This is a genomic window from Rummeliibacillus pycnus, from assembly GCF_050459865.1.
Taxonomy (GTDB): Bacteria; Bacillota; Bacilli; order Bacillales_A; family Planococcaceae; genus Rummeliibacillus; species Rummeliibacillus pycnus_B.
Genome location: NZ_JBCMNM010000059.1, coordinates 1 through 17,664, shown reverse-complemented (window position 1 = coordinate 17,664; position 17,664 = coordinate 1). Strand labels below are relative to the sequence as shown.

The window sequence follows — 17,664 nt, the reverse complement described above, 5'->3', positions numbered from 1 at the left end:
TTTTGTTAAAAAATTATGGTCTATGCTATTTATCGTCGAACGATTTTTGTTATGCCCCTTCACAAACAGACAAAATTTACACAACTTTCCAGGTATACTAGCAGAAATGTTTAATGGAGGTTTTGTCATATGAGAAAAGCATTCATACAACCAAATAAACTATCAGTCCCAAAAGTAGCTGTGAATTTGAGACAACAATATCCTATAATTTTTGCTGTGGCATTATGTTTCGCTGCTTTTTTCTTATCAAAAGCCGTACTTTTCGAAGCGATTGTTCCATTCTTTTTACCAATGATGGCCGTTATCTTGATCAATCATCGAGATCATTTTGTATGGGCCCTTATTGGAGGAGTTGTTGGAAGTGTCACTTTAGGAATTGGTGAATTGGCCATTCATTTAATTGAATTACTTCTTTTAAGTCTATTTATGAAAACGTTTATTCGTAAATGGCCAATGGCTATTCTCGTAGGAGCGTCCGTTTTTCTAACGCAAATTGGATGGCAAATGATTTCTTACCACGGAGAACCTCCGATGATGATTCTATTATATGTTGGTTATGAAAGTATATTATCCATTTTTATGACTTTATTTATAATGCAGCTCTTTTTACCGATGCCAGCTTTATGGACAGCTTCATGGTCTCTAGAAAGAATGGGCGCAAGTTTAATTATATTAGCGACCATGTTAACTGCAACAAATAACGTGGTTTGGAATGTATTGTCACCTACTTATATTGCGTTACAGTTCATTATATTAGGATCAGCATATGTAGGAGGGGTTACGTTATCTACTGCGATTGCTGTTTTAATGGGGACAATCATTAGCTTATCTCATCTATCTTTTAGCGGAATGATAGCTGTTTATGCTTTAACTGGATTATGCGCTGGAGTTTGTAAAAAATTAGGGCGCTTTGGAATTGTGTTAGGTAGTTGTATTGCAACGGCATTTTTTGTGCTTTATGACGCTACATTGCCAATTGATCAAACCTATTTTATAGCATTGGGAGTTGCAACCCTTCTATTTCTTACGATGCCTAAAAGCTGGCTATTGTATTGGCAACGTCAATTATATCCAAATCAAGAAGAAGTGCTGTTGGAAAGACAGCGTTGGCTAACAGAAAAGGTGACGATGAAATTAACGAATTTTAATGATTTCGTTATCTTTATGAAGGAACTGGTCAATGATCGTTTTGGAGTGTCCGAACAACCACCAACAGATCATATAGAAGCAAAGCCGCTCTCACCATGTGAAAGTTGTTATCAATTTGAAAGATGTTGGGGAGCTGATAAAAAAGAAATGGAACCATTAGCGCAACAATGGTTAATGGCAGAAACAGTTGGACATAATGCTTCTAAGTTACAATATGATGATAAAATCCGCTATAAATGTGTTCGTTCTTCATTGTTTTTAAATGCCTTGGCTGAATTTGTTTCAAAGCAGCAACTAAGTGGTCAGTTCCAACATGGTAAGAAGATGATTGCGTTACAGTTAAAAGATATGTCTTCTCATATTGATAGTGTTATGAATGATATGACGAATGATACAGTGTCTTTTCAACAACAGGAAGACCAGTTAACAAATCGCTTTAAAGAAATTGGTATTGATTTTTTCCAAATTGATATTTTGAAGAATGAACCAGGTAATAGGAAAGTAGTATGCTGCATTCCTTATAAAAAAGCACAATGGGAAACGGATCAAATGGTTGCTGAAAGATTGATACTGCCTGCTCTACAAGATGTTTTCAACGAGCCATTTGAAATTCACCAAACCATAAAGAAAACCAAACCATATGCACACTTGCAAATCACATTTCAATCAGCTATTCGATATTCTATGCAATATGATGTATTATCAATGTCCAAAAATAATACGATGTATTCTGGGGATTCACATGCTGTATTTTCTCTTAATCCGGGATTAACTGCAATCATGTTATCAGATGGAATGGGACATAATAAACGAGCGCATAAAGAAAGTAGGAAACTCATTCGTCTTATGCGGGAATGTTTGAATCATCAAATGTCTCCTGAAACGGCGATGCATACGTTACATTATGTGATGTCGCTAAAGCAAGAAGAAATGTATGCAACAATGGATTTTGCTTTAATTGATTTGCAACATGGTAAACTATGGTCTTGGAAGGCAGGAAGTATGGCAACTTATTTAGTAAGAGGTAGGGAAGTAACTCGAGTAGAGAGTGCAAGTGAACCGTTCGGATTATTCACATCATTTTCAGTTGAGGCTGAACAAAGAAGTTTAAAGGCAGGCGATATTATTTTCATGTGTACAGATGGTTTGTTTTTTGAGGATATGCCTTGGGAACAACAAGAGAAGTTACTACGTAATTGTTTACTACAGAATAGAAGTCTTCCTATACAAGAGATTTGTCCACAAATCTTAAATTCTTTCCGTAATGATGATCGGCCAATTGATGATTGTACGATTGTATGTGTCGAAATTCAGCATAAAAAAGTAGATTGGTCATTATTTAAACCTACTTTACGAGAAATTTCCCGGGAAAGAATGGTAAAATAATGATGAGGTGAGAAAATGACAAAACTCGAAAGAAAAGTGTATGAATATATACAGCAATATGAGTTGTGTCATGCGGGAGATCGTCTACTTGTAGCTTGTTCTGCTGGAGCTGATTCAATGGCTTTACTGCATTATTTGCATCAGGTGCAAAATCAATTAGGAGTTTCTGTCGCAGCTGTGCATGTAAATCACATGTTACGAGGGAAAGATGCCGATGGAGATCGACACTTTGTGGAGACATTCTGTAATGAGCGTAACATTCCGGTGTATGCAACCGATATTCCGATACCCGCTATTTTAGAAGCGGAACATGGTAATATGCAGGCTGTTTGTCGAAGAGAACGTTATGCCTATTTTGAACAAGTCATGTTAGAAACTAGTAGTACAAAATTAGTCGTTGCACATCATGCTGATGATCAAATTGAAAGCATTTTAATGGCTTTAATTCGTGGTTCACATGATATTGGAATGCAAGGCATTAAACGCCGCCGCCCGATAGCCAATGGCGAATTAATTCGACCATTTCTTTCCATTACAAGAGCGGAAATTCAAGAATATTTGCAAACCTATAAACAAGACTACAGAGAGGATTCTAGCAATAAAAAGGATTCCTACACTCGTAACCGTATGAGACATCATGTTGTTCCACTTTTGAAAGATGAAAATCCCAAAGTAGCAGAAGCAGTTATGCATTATACTGAAAAGGTGCAAGCTGATGAGGAATTATTACAATCATTAGCTGAGCAAGCTCTTCAGGATGTATTAGTTGAAAAACAACGTGATTTATGGAAAATTAATATTAATGCATTGCAAAATAAACCACTAGCTTTACAAAGAAGAATCATTCTACTACTATTAAAATATCTTTATAAAGATACATTCATTGTACAAAGTTACACCCTTTGGAATTCTATTCTAAAGCTCACACAAACAACAGCTGGTAATGCAACAATTGATTTACCAAAAGGAGCTAAGGCGATTCGTCAATATGATGAATTAATCCTTATAAAGACAGAAGTGAATTCTTCAAATCTAATGTCTGCAACATTGCAATTTGAACATTGGACGAATTTACCGAATAATTTACGTGTTTATATAGGAAGAGTAGATGGGGATATTCCAAAAGATACGACATCTCAAGCTAAAAGCTATTTTGTAAATGCAACAAGTTTTGCTCAACCACTACATATTCGTGGCAGAATGGATGGAGATAGAATACAATTGCTTGGTGCAAATGTACAAAAGCGAATTTCTCGTCTTTTTATCGACGACAAAGTTCCATTGGCGCTTAGAGAAGACTGGCCAATTATTGTTACAAATGATAATGAGGTTATTGCCGTCCCAGGGCTCCGTGTAAGTAGCTATTTTTCTAATAGCAAACGATTGACTGATGATACGATATTTATCGTGGATCAACAAACTTTGTAGTGTTTATATACGACCAAGGAGGAACTAAAGATGCTTCAGAAAGACATCGAAAAAGTATTAATTTCAGAGGAAGAGTTACAAAACAAAATTAATGAGCTTGGGGAATCTCTAACTGCAGAATACCAAGATAAGTTTCCATTATTAATAGGTGTACTTAAAGGTGCAATGCCATTTATGGCTGATTTGATGAAACGTATTGATTCATACGTTGAAATCGATTTTATGGATGTAACTAGTTATGGTAATGCAACTGTTTCATCAGGAGAAGTGAAAATTGTAAAAGACTTAAACACAAGCGTAGAAGGTCGCGATATTATTATCATTGAAGATATTATTGATAGCGGTTTAACTTTAAGCTACCTTGTAGATCTATTTAAATATCGTAAAGCGAAGTCTATTAAAATTGTTACACTATTAGACAAACCGTCTGGTCGTAAAGTAGACCTACAAGCTGATTATGTAGGTTTTGAAGTTCCAGATGCATTTGTAGTAGGATATGGATTAGATTACGCAGAAAAATACCGTAACTTACCATATATCGGTGTCTTAAAGCCAGCAGTTTACTCATTCTAAGGTTGAATTTAGAATTTAGACATTTTTAAAAGGAAACATCTTGAATAAGAGGCTTTTCATTGTACGACCAAAAGTTCATATGTTAAGATTTACTATAGTTTTTCTGTTTATCTTGTGAGGAGGCTGGGGATGAATCGAATATTTCGATACACCATATTTTATTTATTAATTTTCCTCGTGATTATAGGAATCTTTGGGACGTTCAATAATGCGAACCAACCTACGAAAGAGATACAATATCACGAGTTCATTACAGCATTAGAGAATGGCAAAATAACTGAGGCGGAGATTCAACCAGATCAGTTAGTTTATGTCGTAAAAGGTAAGATGGAGGGGTATAAAAAGGGCGAATCATTCGTTACGAATATACCTCGCGATGATCAAGAGTTGATGAATAAGATTACTGCAGCAGCTAAAGGTAATTCAAAAATCAACTTCTTAAAAGCTCCAGAAACGAGTGGATGGATTCAATTCTTTACGGGGATTATTCCATTCATCGTCATCTTCATCCTGTTCTTCTTCTTGTTGAATCAGGCTCAAGGCGGCGGTAATCGTATGATGAGCTTTGGTAAAAGTAAAGCGAAACTGTATGATGATCAAAAGAAAAAAGTTCGTTTTACAGATGTAGCTGGTGCCGATGAAGAAAAGCAAGAACTTGTAGAGGTTGTAGACTTCTTAAAAGACCATACAAAATTTGCTGAAATCGGTGCTCGAATTCCAAAAGGGATCCTACTAGTAGGACCTCCTGGTACAGGTAAAACTTTATTGGCCCGTGCAGTAGCTGGTGAAGCTGGCGTACCATTCTTCTCAATCAGTGGTTCTGATTTCGTTGAAATGTTCGTCGGTGTTGGTGCTTCTCGTGTACGTGACTTATTCGAAAACGCTAAGAAAAATGCTCCATGTATCATCTTCATCGATGAAATCGATGCAGTTGGTCGTCAACGTGGTGCAGGTTTAGGCGGCGGTCATGATGAACGCGAACAAACATTGAATCAATTACTTGTAGAAATGGATGGTTTCGGTGCAAACGAAGGTATTATTATCATCGCTGCTACTAACCGCCCGGATATATTAGACCCTGCATTATTACGTCCAGGTCGTTTTGACAGACAAATTACTGTAGGTCGTCCAGATGTAAAAGGCCGTGAAGCCGTACTTAAAGTACATGCTCGTAAAAAACCATTAGATGAAACAGTAGATTTAAAGGCAATAGCTCAACGTACTCCAGGATTCTCTGGTGCAGATTTAGAAAACTTATTAAACGAAGCAGCGCTAGTTGCAGCTCGTGAAAATAAGAAGAAAATTGATATGGGCGATATTGATGAAGCAACAGACCGCGTTATTGCAGGTGTTGCGAAAACAAGCCGTGTCATTTCTGAAAAAGAACGTAATATCGTTGCATTCCATGAAGCTGGTCACGTAGTGGTTGGTTTAACACTAGATGAAGCTGAAAAAGTGCATAAAGTAACAATTGTTCCTCGTGGTCAAGCTGGCGGTTACGCAGTTATGCTTCCAAAAGAAGATCGTTACTTCATGACAAAACCTGAACTTCTTGATAAAGTATCAGGTTTGCTTGGTGGACGTGTAGCTGAAGATATCGTCTTTGGTGAAGTTTCAACAGGTGCTCATAATGACTTCCAACGTGTTACAAGTATTGTTCGCTCAATGGTAACTGAATACGGTATGAGTGATAAACTTGGACAATTACAATTTGGCTCTAGCCAAGGTGGCAATGTATTCTTAGGTCGTGATTTGAACTCTGAACAAAATTACTCAGATCGAATCGCTTATGAAATTGACCAAGAAATGCAACACATGGTTAAAGAACAATACGAACGCACAAGAAAAATTTTGACAGAACGTCGCGATCTTCTAAATCTAATTGCTACAACTTTGCTTGAAGTTGAAACTTTAGATGCCGAACAAATCGAACACTTAGAGAAATACGGTAAACTTCCAGAACGTGCTTATGAAAAAAAGAATCATAAAGCAGAAAATGATGTTGAAGTGACTGAATCTACTGACGCAACAATTGTTCAAGAAACAAAAGTAGATGTATTGGGTACTACGGATCCAACAGTTGGCGATTTACCTAAAAACTCTGACGGTGAACAACGCAACGGCGGTATTCAAGAAGAACGTAAATAATCGCAAAACAAAAGCTGACCCCTCGCATTGTGTAAGGTGGTCAGCTTTTTTAAATCCATGCATATATGTTATGATTCATGGAGAAATTGCATATAAGTGAGGATAATTTTCATGATTTTAGTGATGGATGTAGGAAATACGAATATTTCAATAGGGGTATATAAAGCTGATCAGCTTGAGCATCATTGGCGGCTAAAAACGGACCCTTTAAAAACAGAAGACGAGTATGCTATGCAGCTTAAAATGCTGTTTATGCATGTAACTTTATCTTTCGAGGATGTACGTGGTATTATTATTTCTTCAGTGGTACCACCAATCCTGTTTTCACTAGAAAATATGTGTCGTAAATACTTTTCAATTGATCCAGTAGTAGTTGGACCAGGAGTTAAAACAGGACTAAATATAAAATGTGAAAACCCAAGAGAAGTTGGAGCAGATCGTATTGTAAACGCGGTTGCGGCTATCCATGAATATGGATCACCATTGATAGTTGTAGATTTTGGTACGGCAACAACGTATTGCTATATCGATGAAAATAGCAATTATATGGGTGGAGCAATTGCTCCAGGTATTTCAATCTCTATGGAAGCACTTTTCACTAAGACATCTAAACTCCCAAGAGTTGAAATTACGAGACCTCAAAGTGTTATTGGGAAAAACACAGTGTCTTCAATGCAATCGGGTATCGTTTATGGATATGTCGGGCAGGTAGAAGGAATTGTACAGCGTATGCGTGAACAAAGTAAAGAAGATCCGCTAGTTGTTGCAACGGGCGGTTTAGCAAATATGATTTCGAAAGAGTCAAAAATAATTGATATTGTTGATCCGTTTTTAACATTAAAAGGATTATATTTAATTTATAAAAGAAATTTTTAAGAAAAGAGGACTAATAATGGCTGATTATTTAGTAAGAGGACTTGGATTTAATGGTAGCGTTCGTGCATTTGCTGTTTGTACAACTGATACTGTAGGAGAAGCACAACGTCGCCATAATACATGGCCTACAGCTTCTGCAGCACTTGGGCGTACCATGACAGCTTCTGTTATGATGGGAGCCATGCTAAAAGGTGATGATTCAATAACTGTTAAAGTGGATGGAAACGGTCCGATCGGTCCTATGCTTGTAGGTGCAAACGCAAAAGGTGAGGTACGTGGTTATGCAACACATCCACAAGTACACTTTGATTTAAATGCACAAGGAAAATTAGATGTTCGACGTGCGGTTGGAACTGAAGGATCATTGACAGTTGTGAAAGACCTTGGTATGCGTGATCACTTTACAGGACAAGTACCTATTGTATCTGGAGAAATCGCAGAAGACTTCACTTATTACTTTGCGAAATCTGAACAAGTACCATCATCTGTTGGGTTAGGTGTATTAGTCAACACAGATAACACGATTCTTGCAGCAGGTGGATTTGTTATTCAAGTATTACCGGGTGTAGATGATGAAACAATTACTGAAATTGAAGAGCATTTAGCAACTATTGAACCCGTCTCTAAAATGATTCAAAAAGGGTATACACCAGAAGAAATTTTAGAAGCTGTACTTGGTAAAGGGAATGTTCAAATTTTAGATACAATGCCTGTTAAATTCCAATGCACATGTTCTAAAGAACGCTTTGGTGCAGCAATCCTTAGCCTTGGTGAAAAAGAAATCCGAGATATGATTGATGAAGAGGGTATGGCAGAAGCTCATTGTCACTTCTGCGAAGAGAAATATATTTACTCTAAAGAAGAGTTAGAAGGCATTATTGAAGAAATTCGTGCACAGAAGAACTAATTTAACCAAAATTATTCATACCTACTAAAAAGAGTTGCATCTAGTACTCAATTATTTATGAGGACTTTGATACAATTAGGTAAAACAGCTTACACAAATTTAAAATGTAAGCTGTTTTTTATTGACAAACTATTTCTAAAAGTTGTAAAATCAAATTAATAAAACCTATTAAAATACTAGGGATTGGGAGTGTAAAAGACCATGAGTAAATTAGTTAATTCAGTAGTGGATTTAATCGGTAAAACACCAATCGTGAAATTGAATAATATAACTGGTCCTAATGATGCGAATGTTTATGTGAAACTTGAATACTTTAATCCAGGTAGTAGTGTAAAAGACCGTATCGCAGCAGCGATGATTGAAGCGGCTGAAAAAGAAGGGAAATTAAAACAAGGTAGCACAATTATTGAACCTACAAGTGGTAACACTGGTATTGGTCTTGCTATGGTAGCAGCTGCAAAAGGGTATAAAACAGTGATCGTAATGCCTGATACAATGAGTGTTGAACGTCGTAATTTATTACGTGCTTATGGTGCAGAACTAGTTTTAACTCCAGGTGCAGACGGCATGAAAGGTGCTATTGCTAAAGCAGAAGAACTAGCACAAGAAAATGGCTGGTTTGTACCACAACAATTCGAAAACCCTGCAAATGCTGAAGTACACCGTTTAACTACTGGCCCAGAAATTATCGAAGCGTTTGAAGGATTAAACTTAGACGCTTTCATCTCAGGTGTTGGTACTGGTGGTACAGTTACAGGTACTGGTGAAGTATTAAAAGAAAAATACCCTGAAATTGAAATTATCGCTGTAGAGCCAAAAGATTCTCCTGTACTTTCAGGTGGAAAACCAGGTCCACATAAAATTCAAGGTATTGGTGCTGGATTTGTACCAAAAGTATTAAATACAGAAGCTTACACTTCTGTTTTCCCAGTTGAAAGCGAAGATGCATTTGAAACTGCTCGTAAAGTAGCAAGAGAGGAAGGTGTATTAGCTGGTATTTCTGCTGGTGCGGCAATGTATGCAGCAATTGAAACAGCAAAACGTCTTGGAAAAGGTAAAAACGTATTAGCACTTCTTCCTGATACTGGCGAACGTTATTTCAGTACACCTTTATATCGCTACGACGATTAATTGATATAACTTACTTCAAAAAGAGCGCCCAAAGCTTTGGGTGCTCTTTTTTCATTAGGTGATGGAGAAAATTATTATTTTGTTAAATGCATAGGTGTTGTTATACTGAAAGCAGATTTAGAAAGACATAGATAACACGGAGGTTTTCAATTGAAAATTCAACTTATTAAATCTAAGCCTTTTTCAATACAGAAAGATAATTTTTTTGATAGTTATAAACAGAAAATAGAGAACGAAACACATAATGTTTTTTTAGAAAGTGGGAGGGGTGGAACTAAAACAATTGCTGCATGGAATCCACTTGCAGTTGTACAATCTACGGAAAATGGTTTGCAAATTAATTGGCGAGATGGGAAGAAGGAACAACATATTGGAGAGCCCCTCCAATTAGTGGAACAATTACTTTTACAATATAAAATAGATGCTCCAAGTGATTCATTTTATGGAGGAGCGATTGGTTTTATCACATACGATTATGTAAGACGAATTGAAGACTTACCTGATATTGCTAAAGATGATCTTTATGTACCGGATATTTATTTTTATATAGTGGATTGTTGGACAGTGTTAGATGTTGAAAATGAAATAGCGACAGTTATGAAATTATCAACGAGTGATGTGGATGTTGAGGAATTAGCAAAGAGTTGGCAAATAGAGCGTTCGAAAAGTTATTTTGATGATACAACCGCTCAAGCAGTAGAAAACGATGACTCTCGCATCGTTTCCATGACAAGTGAAGAGTTTAAAGGTGCTGTTGAGCAAATTCAACATTATATTGCACAAGGTGATGTATTCCAAGTGAACTTATCTGTACGTCAGGCTAAAAAACTTGATGTAGAACCATTAATGATGTACGAAGCACTTCGCAAATTTAACCCTTCTCCTTATATGGCGTATATCGCTTCACCAGATTTTTCTGTTGTTTCAGGGTCGCCAGAGTTATTAATTCAGAAATACGGCGAAGATTTATCAACTCGTCCAATTGCAGGAACGCGACCACGTGGTAAAAATGATGCTGAAGATTTAGCACTTGCTAACGAATTGATAAATCATGAAAAAGAGCGTGCAGAACATGTCATGCTTGTAGATCTTGAGCGTAATGACTTAGGGCGTGTCTCTGAATATGGTACAGTCCATGTTGATGAATTTATGGTTATTGAAAAGTACTCACATGTTATGCATATCGTGTCCAATGTACGTGGTAAAGTGGCTAAGGGGCAAAGTAATACCGATATAATTCGTGCTGTTTTCCCTGGAGGAACTATTACGGGGGCTCCGAAAATCCGCACAATGGAAATAATTGAGGAATTAGAGCCCGTTCGCCGTGGACTGTATACAGGTTCGATTGGTTGGATTGGATTTAATGGAGATATCGAGCTTAATATTGTTATTCGTACTGCCTTTATCAAGAATGGAGTAGCTTATATTCAAGCTGGGGCAGGAGTTGTAATTGATTCTGTACCTGAACGTGAGTACATGGAATCGCTCAATAAAGCAAAAGCATTATGGCAGGCTAAAACAATGGCAGAAGGAGTAAAAGGACTATGATTTTAATGATCGATAATTATGATTCCTTTACGTATAACTTAGTTCAATATTTTGGGGAGCTAGGGGAGCAATTACTTGTAAAACGTAATGATGCAATTACCATTGAAGAAATAGAAAATCTGAAACCTGAAATAATTGTCGTGTCACCTGGTCCTTGTAGCCCGAATGAAGCGGGAATCAGCCTTGAGGTCATTGAGTATTTTGCAGGCAAAATTCCTATCTTGGGCGTGTGTTTAGGTCATCAAGCCATTGCGCAAGTGTTTGGAGGAAAGGTTATTCGCGCTAAAAGTTTAATGCATGGTAAAACATCGCCAATACACCACGACAATAAAGGAGTTAATATAGGATTATCTAATCCATATGTTGCAACAAGATATCATTCATTAATCGTTAAGAAAGATACACTTCCAGATTGTCTTGAGATTACCTCTTGGACAGAAGAAGGGGAAATCATGGGGATCCGTCATAAAGAATTAGCGGTTGAAGGTGTACAATTTCACCCTGAATCCATCATGACTCAAGATGGTAAAAAGCTGTTAAAAAACTTTATTAATACGTATTGTAAGGAGAGAGTGCAATGATTTGTTGGATGAATGGGAAGTTTGTTGAGAGTACAGAACTTTCTGTTTCTCCAACTGACCATGGTTACTTATATGGATTAGGTTTTTTTGAGACGTTTCGTACATATCTTAATCAGCCTTTTCTATGGGACGAGCATTGTGCTCGAATCCAAAAAGCTTTAGAGGAATATCGAATTACGATGTCCTACACTTTCGAAGAATTACGGAATGTTATAATAGAATTAAATAATAGAAATGGGCATACTGATGGCTATTTTCGCTTAAATATTTCTGCGGGTGAAGGCGGTATTGGATTGGCAAATACACATTATCCAAACCCCAATGTCATTATTTTTCGTAAAGAATTGCAGCCAATTTCAAGAGGACAAGAAAAGAATGCAGTTTGGCTTAATACAGTACGTAATTCGCCAGAGCAAGAAATTCGCTATAAGTCCCATCATTATGCAAATAATGTACGAGCTCGTTTTGAATTACCTTCCTTGAAAAATTTAGAGGGATTCTTTGTCAATGCAGAAGGATGTGTGGCTGAGGGTATTACCTCGAATATTTTCTGGGTAATAGAAAATGAATTATATACACCTTCTCTATCGACAGGTATTTTACCAGGTATTACACGCCAACATGTAATGAATCTGGCGAATGAAGCAGGTTTTAATATTTACGAAGGACAATATACACCTCAAGATTTAGAGAGTGCAGATGAATGCTTCTTAACAACATCTATTCAAGAGTTAATTCCTATTCGAGGGTTGGGAGAAAAATGTTTCTTAGGAAACAAAGGGGCAATCTATCGAAATTTACACAAAATGTATATTGCGTCAATCGAAGAGGGGTAGAAGAATGAATCTTGATAAATATAAAGTGCTAACAATTGATGGTCATAAATTAGATTTTGCGAATGAAACATTTGTTATGGGAATTTTAAATGTTACACCAGACTCTTTTTCGGATGGTGGTAAGTATAGCTCTGTTGAAAATGCGGTGAATCACGCAAAAGAAATGGTTGCTGATGGTGCGAAAATTATTGATATCGGCGGTGAGTCTACTCGACCAGGCCATACACCTGTTTCTGCAGATGAAGAGCTTTCTCGTATTATTCCTGCAATAAAAGCTATACGCTCAGAGGTGGATGTATTAATCTCAGTTGATACATTTAAATCAGAGGTGGCACGTGCTGCTATTGAAGCAGGTGCGCATATTATTAACGATATTTGGGGAGCGCAATATGACCCTGAAATTGCAAAAGTAGCAGCAGAACTTAATGTGCCTATCATTTTAATGCATAATCGTAAAAATGAAGACTATGGTGAAGATTTCTGGGCAGATGCAAAAACAGATTTAGAAAAGAGTATCGATATTGCACATAAAGCCGGTGTGAAAGACGAATACATTTGGTTAGATCCTGGTATCGGATTTGCAAAATCACATGAGCAAAATATTGAAATGATGAAGGCTTTACCTCAGCTTGTAGATATGGGATATACTGTATTACTAGCGACATCTCGTAAACGTATGATCGGAACAATACTCGATCTCCCTGTAAATGAACGTATGGAAGGTACTGGAGCAACTTGTTGTTACGGAGTTGACAAAGGGTGCCATATGGTTCGTGTACATGATGTAAAATCTATTACTAGAATGATGAAAATGATGGATGCATTGAAATAAAAGTTAACGTGTTTGTTCGTTTCTTTTTATGAAATTGAATCATTAATCATCTTATACTATTAAGCCTATCGCTAGGAGGACATGATGGATTACATTCACATTAAAGATATGGAATTCTACGGTTATCACGGAGTATTACCAGAGGAAACAAAACTTGGCCAACGCTTTCGTGTCACATTAGCGATTGCGACGGACTTACAGCATGCTGGTGAAACAGATGAATTAGACAATACAGTTAGCTATGCTGAAGTATATGATCTTTGCAAAGAAGTTGTAGAAGGGGAACCTTATAAATTAATCGAAGCAGTTGCAGAAAAAATTGCCAAGGTAATACGAAAGGCATATCCAGATGCTGTGAAAGGAATTCGCGTCGAAGTTATTAAACCAGATCCACCAATTAAAGGTCATTACAAAGAAGTATCTGTTGAAATCACCAGAGGGGGGTTTGCATGAATGAAGTCTACATCTCGTTAGGATCTAATATGGGAGATAAAGAAGAGATCTTACGCCATGCTGTACAATTGTTGCAACAACATAAGGGAATTAAAGTGGTTAAGCTTTCTTCTATCTATGAAACAGATCCAGTTGGATTTTTAGATCAAGAAGTTTTTTTGAACATGGTTATTCTGGTGCATACTTCATTATCAGCTCAAGAAATACTTGAAGTATGCCAAGAAGTAGAGAGTGAATTAAAAAGGGTACGTATCATTCGGTGGGGTCCACGAACGATAGACCTTGACATTTTACTCTATAATCACGACAATATTGAAACAGAGGCATTAATCGTACCTCATGCTCGTATGCATGAACGTGCATTTGTTCTCGTACCTTTAGTAGAAATTGCTCCAGAGCTTAAGTTCCCTCTAACTGAAGAGGCGTTGCAAACAATGCTTGAACAGGTTGGAGGAGAAGGTGTTAGACTTTGGAAAGTAGTCGCTGGGGTTTCAGAATTCGTGCATTCAGAAAGTTAAAAAGAATTAAGATGCCGATTTCGCTTAAGAACAGATATACCACTATCGATTTTTTGGAAATCGAATGGGAAAAGCGCCAGGTTAACTGACGCAAAGCTACAAATAATAGCAACAATTCTTAATATAAATAAAGATGTATTAAAAGGTGAAGCTTAAAATTCACCAGTTAAAGGAGGCAAATCAGTGACTGCAACACAAGAAAAACCGTTTAAAATTGGCGATATCGTCATGGATAACCGCGTAGTACTTGCGCCAATGGCTGGAGTTTGTAACTCAGCATTCCGTCTAACTGTAAAAGAATTCGGAGCTGGTTTAGTATATGCAGAGATGATCTCTGATAAAGGCATTGTTCATCGTAATAGCAAAACAATGAATATGCTTTATATTGATGAACGTGAAAACCCACTTTCACTTCAAATCTTCGGTGGTGACAAAGAAACATTAGTCGAAGCAGCCCAATATGTAGACAAATATACAACAGCAGATATTATCGATATAAATATGGGCTGCCCTGTCAATAAAATTATTAAATGTGAAGCAGGCGCAAAATGGCTTTTAGATCCTAACAAAATCTATGAAATCGTTTCTGCAGTAGTAGACGCTGTAGATAAACCAGTTAGCTGTAAAATGCGTATTGGTTGGGATGATGAGCATGTCTATGCCGTTAAAAATGCACAAGCTGCAGAACGTGCAGGTGCATCTGCTATTGCGATGCACGGCCGAACTCGTCTTCAAATGTACGAAGGAAAAGCAAATTGGGATATTCTAAAAGAAGTAAAAGAGAATATTAACATTCCGTTTATCGGAAATGGTGACGTTGAAACACCAGAAGATGCAAAACGTTTACTTGACTATACAGGTGCTGATGGCGTTATGATTGGGCGGGCTGCATTAGGCGATCCTTGGATGATTTATCGTACAGTTGAATACTTAAAATCAGGTAAGTTGATGCCAGAACCACCAATCCGAGAAAAAATTGATGTTTGCTTACTACACTTTGATCGTTTAATGAAGCTTAAAGGAGAAAACATTGCCGTACGTGAAATGCGCAAACATGCTTCTTGGTACTTAAAAGGTGTTCGTGGCAATGGTAAGGCTCGTAACAGTATTAACCAAGCTGAAACAGCATTAGAATTACGTACTATTTTAAATGAACTTGTCAATGAAATAGAAGAATGTGACTCAAGCTCTCAATCTATTCAAATTGGCTAAAAGAGCTTTCTGGAAACCAAAAGTCGCCCTAAAACAGTGGCGACTTTTTCCCTCTTTGTCACATATAATGTTAGACTTAAAGGGGAAAATGAGTAGAAAGACGTGAATCGTTACTGAAAATTGTGTACAATAAATACATTATGGACTGCTTAGCGGAACAATTATAAGGAGTGAAAATCGTGGCAGAAGAATTAAATGACCAACTTTTGGTGAGACGCCAAAAAATGGATTCTATAAAAGAAAAAGGTTTAGACCCATTCGGTCAACGCTTTGAACGCACACATTTATCAAACGAATTAAAAGATCAATATGCGGATGTATCAAAAGAAGAATTAGATGAAAATGAAAACCTAGAACAAGTGGTTATTGCAGGCCGTATTATGACAAAACGTAGTAAAGGTAAAGTTGGATTTGCTAACATTCTAGACCTTGGTGGTCAAATTCAAATTTATGTACGTAAAGATGCAATCGGTGAAGAGGCTTATGATATTTTCAAACACGCTGATCTTGGTGATATCGTAGGTATTAAAGGTACAATCTTCAAAACTCATGTTGGTGAATTAACTGTTAAAGCTTTAGAATTCACTTTCCTATCTAAGTCATTACGTCCACTACCTGAAAAGTTCCATGGTTTACAAGACGTTGAACAACGTTATCGTCAACGCTATCTTGACTTGATTACAAATGATGATAGTAAACAAACTTTCATCATACGTAGCCAAATCATCCGTTCAATTCGTACTTTCTTGGATAGCAAAGGCTTCTTAGAAGTTGAAACACCGATGCTAAATTCAATTGCTGGTGGTGCAGCAGCTCGTCCATTCGTTACACATCATAATGCATTAGATGCAACTATGTATATGCGTATTGCAATTGAACTATACTTAAAACGTCTAATCGTCGGCGGACTGGAAAAAGTATACGAAATCGGCCGTGTATTCCGTAATGAAGGAGTATCTACACGTCATAACCCTGAATTTACATTACTTGAACTATACGAAGCATACGCTGACTTCCATGACATCATGGATCTTACTGAAGATTTATTTGTTCATGTGGCTCAAGAAGTACTTGGTAAAACTCAAGTTCAGTATGGTGAAGACGCAATCGATCTTTCAAAAGGATGGAAACGTCTACACATGGTAGATGCAGTTAAAGAAGCAACTGGTGTAGACTTCTGGAAAGAAATGACGAAAGAAGAAGCACAAGCATTAGCTCGTGAACACCATATTGAAATTAAGGATACAATGGAAGTAGGACACATTATCAATGAATTCTTCGAACAAAAAGTAGAAGAAACATTAGTACAACCTACATTCGTTTATGGTCATCCAGTGGAAATATCTCCACTTGCAAAGAAAAATCCAGAAGATCCACGTTTCACAGACCGCTTTGAATTATTCATCGTACGTCGTGAACATGCAAATGCGTTTACAGAACTAAATGATCCGATTGACCAACGTGAACGTTTTGAAGCACAAATGATTGAAAAAGAACAAGGTAATGATGAAGCACAGGAAATGGATGAAGATTTCATAGAAGCATTAGAATATGGTATGGCCCCTACAGGTGGTTTAGGTATTGGTATTGACCGTATGATCATGCTTTTAACAAACTCTCAATCTATTCGCGATGTGTTATTATTCCCATTAATGCGTACACGTGGCTAAATTATAGACAGGCTAATACGACGTTCTCAGAACTCTGAGAACGTCGTTTCTTGTTGTTTAATTATTTTGTTTGTAAAATAATGCAGAATTATATACAATAGTAGACAAGCTGTAAAAAATGAATCACAAGTGATTTACTATTAATTTTAATTTTTTAACAAAAAACACTTGTGTAAATAATGATATGGTGATATAGTAATTGAGTTGCTAATTTATTTAGCACATCAGCTTTAAAAACAATTGAAAAGTTGTTGACATTTAAAAATGAAGCTGATACAATATTTAAGTCGCTAATAAGCGGTGATAACTTAATTATAAGAGTTTGAAAGTTTTTAAAAAAACTCTTGACAGAAATAAGTCAATGTGATATAATAAGTGAGTCGCTAACGAGCGAATATATGAACCTTGAAAACTGA

Annotated in this window: 15 protein-coding genes; all 15 read left to right on the top strand. The window is 36.8% G+C overall.

Annotation, left to right across the window (positions count from 1 at the left end; genetic code table 11):
• The first annotated feature begins 129 nt into the window (after positions 1-129).
• Entirely contained in the window at positions 130-2,535 is a 2,406-nt protein-coding gene (locus ABE048_RS12990) for a SpoIIE family protein phosphatase (protein WP_430311681.1), read from the top strand.
• A 15-nt stretch (positions 2,536-2,550) separates the two neighbouring features.
• The gene (gene tilS / locus ABE048_RS12985) at positions 2,551-3,963 is read left to right on the top strand and encodes a tRNA lysidine(34) synthetase TilS (protein ID WP_430311680.1); all 1,413 of its coding nucleotides are present in this window, start codon (positions 2,551-2,553) and stop codon (positions 3,961-3,963) included.
• Between the two features lie 30 nt (positions 3,964-3,993).
• Entirely contained in the window at positions 3,994-4,536 is a 543-nt protein-coding gene (hpt, locus tag ABE048_RS12980; RefSeq protein WP_430311679.1) for a hypoxanthine phosphoribosyltransferase, read from the top strand.
• 129 nt (positions 4,537-4,665) lie between these two features.
• Positions 4,666-6,684 (top strand): ATP-dependent zinc metalloprotease FtsH, encoded by a 2,019-nt coding sequence (ftsH, locus tag ABE048_RS12975; protein ID WP_430311678.1) that lies wholly within the window; start codon positions 4,666-4,668, stop codon positions 6,682-6,684.
• Between the two features lie 111 nt (positions 6,685-6,795).
• Positions 6,796-7,560 carry a type III pantothenate kinase gene (locus ABE048_RS12970; RefSeq protein ID WP_430311677.1) on the top strand — a complete coding sequence of 255 codons (765 nt, stop codon included), beginning with the start codon at positions 6,796-6,798 and terminating at the stop codon, positions 7,558-7,560.
• Between the two features lie 16 nt (positions 7,561-7,576).
• Positions 7,577-8,467 (top strand): Hsp33 family molecular chaperone HslO, encoded by an 891-nt coding sequence (hslO, locus tag ABE048_RS12965; RefSeq protein ID WP_430311676.1) that lies wholly within the window; start codon positions 7,577-7,579, stop codon positions 8,465-8,467.
• A gap of 201 nt (positions 8,468-8,668) precedes the next feature.
• A complete protein-coding gene (cysK, locus tag ABE048_RS12960) occupies positions 8,669-9,598 on the top strand; it encodes a cysteine synthase A (RefSeq protein ID WP_430311675.1) in 930 nt (309 codons plus the stop codon).
• 156 nt (positions 9,599-9,754) lie between these two features.
• On the top strand, positions 9,755-11,146 hold the full coding sequence (locus tag ABE048_RS12955; protein WP_430311720.1) for an anthranilate synthase component I family protein: 1,392 nt from the start codon (positions 9,755-9,757) through the stop codon (positions 11,144-11,146).
• Entirely contained in the window at positions 11,143-11,727 is a 585-nt protein-coding gene (gene pabA, locus ABE048_RS12950; protein ID WP_430311674.1) for an aminodeoxychorismate/anthranilate synthase component II, read from the top strand. Before ABE048_RS12955 ends, pabA begins: the two co-directional genes overlap by 4 nt.
• Entirely contained in the window at positions 11,724-12,563 is an 840-nt protein-coding gene (pabC, locus tag ABE048_RS12945) for an aminodeoxychorismate lyase (RefSeq protein ID WP_430311673.1), read from the top strand. Before pabA ends, pabC begins: the two co-directional genes overlap by 4 nt.
• 4 nt (positions 12,564-12,567) lie before the next feature.
• Positions 12,568-13,395 (top strand): dihydropteroate synthase, encoded by an 828-nt coding sequence (gene folP, locus ABE048_RS12940; protein WP_430311672.1) that lies wholly within the window; start codon positions 12,568-12,570, stop codon positions 13,393-13,395.
• A gap of 84 nt (positions 13,396-13,479) precedes the next feature.
• Positions 13,480-13,848, top strand: a complete 369-nt coding sequence (gene folB, locus ABE048_RS12935) for a dihydroneopterin aldolase (protein ID WP_430311671.1) — start codon at positions 13,480-13,482, stop codon at positions 13,846-13,848.
• A complete protein-coding gene (folK, locus tag ABE048_RS12930) occupies positions 13,845-14,366 on the top strand; it encodes a 2-amino-4-hydroxy-6-hydroxymethyldihydropteridine diphosphokinase (protein WP_430311670.1) in 522 nt (173 codons plus the stop codon). The genes folB and folK overlap by 4 nt, the downstream gene beginning before the upstream one ends.
• A 183-nt stretch (positions 14,367-14,549) precedes the next feature.
• On the top strand, positions 14,550-15,578 hold the full coding sequence (gene dusB, locus ABE048_RS12925) for a tRNA dihydrouridine synthase DusB (protein WP_430311669.1): 1,029 nt from the start codon (positions 14,550-14,552) through the stop codon (positions 15,576-15,578).
• A gap of 179 nt (positions 15,579-15,757) precedes the next feature.
• The gene (gene lysS / locus ABE048_RS12920) at positions 15,758-17,248 is read left to right on the top strand and encodes a lysine--tRNA ligase (RefSeq protein WP_430311668.1); all 1,491 of its coding nucleotides are present in this window, start codon (positions 15,758-15,760) and stop codon (positions 17,246-17,248) included.
• Positions 17,249-17,664 lie beyond the last annotated feature (416 nt).

Coding starts and splice junctions, on each gene's coding strand:
- ABE048_RS12990 (WP_430311681.1), top strand. CDS start 130: ATGAGAAAAGCATTCATACAACCAAATAAACTATCAGTCCCAAAAGTA.
- tilS (WP_430311680.1), top strand. CDS start 2,551: ATGACAAAACTCGAAAGAAAAGTGTATGAATATATACAGCAATATGAG.
- hpt (WP_430311679.1), top strand. CDS start 3,994: ATGCTTCAGAAAGACATCGAAAAAGTATTAATTTCAGAGGAAGAGTTA.
- ftsH (WP_430311678.1), top strand. CDS start 4,666: ATGAATCGAATATTTCGATACACCATATTTTATTTATTAATTTTCCTC.
- ABE048_RS12970 (WP_430311677.1), top strand. CDS start 6,796: ATGATTTTAGTGATGGATGTAGGAAATACGAATATTTCAATAGGGGTA.
- hslO (WP_430311676.1), top strand. CDS start 7,577: ATGGCTGATTATTTAGTAAGAGGACTTGGATTTAATGGTAGCGTTCGT.
- cysK (WP_430311675.1), top strand. CDS start 8,669: ATGAGTAAATTAGTTAATTCAGTAGTGGATTTAATCGGTAAAACACCA.
- pabA (WP_430311674.1), top strand. CDS start 11,143: ATGATTTTAATGATCGATAATTATGATTCCTTTACGTATAACTTAGTT.
- pabC (WP_430311673.1), top strand. CDS start 11,724: ATGATTTGTTGGATGAATGGGAAGTTTGTTGAGAGTACAGAACTTTCT.
- folP (WP_430311672.1), top strand. CDS start 12,568: ATGAATCTTGATAAATATAAAGTGCTAACAATTGATGGTCATAAATTA.
- folB (WP_430311671.1), top strand. CDS start 13,480: ATGGATTACATTCACATTAAAGATATGGAATTCTACGGTTATCACGGA.
- folK (WP_430311670.1), top strand. CDS start 13,845: ATGAATGAAGTCTACATCTCGTTAGGATCTAATATGGGAGATAAAGAA.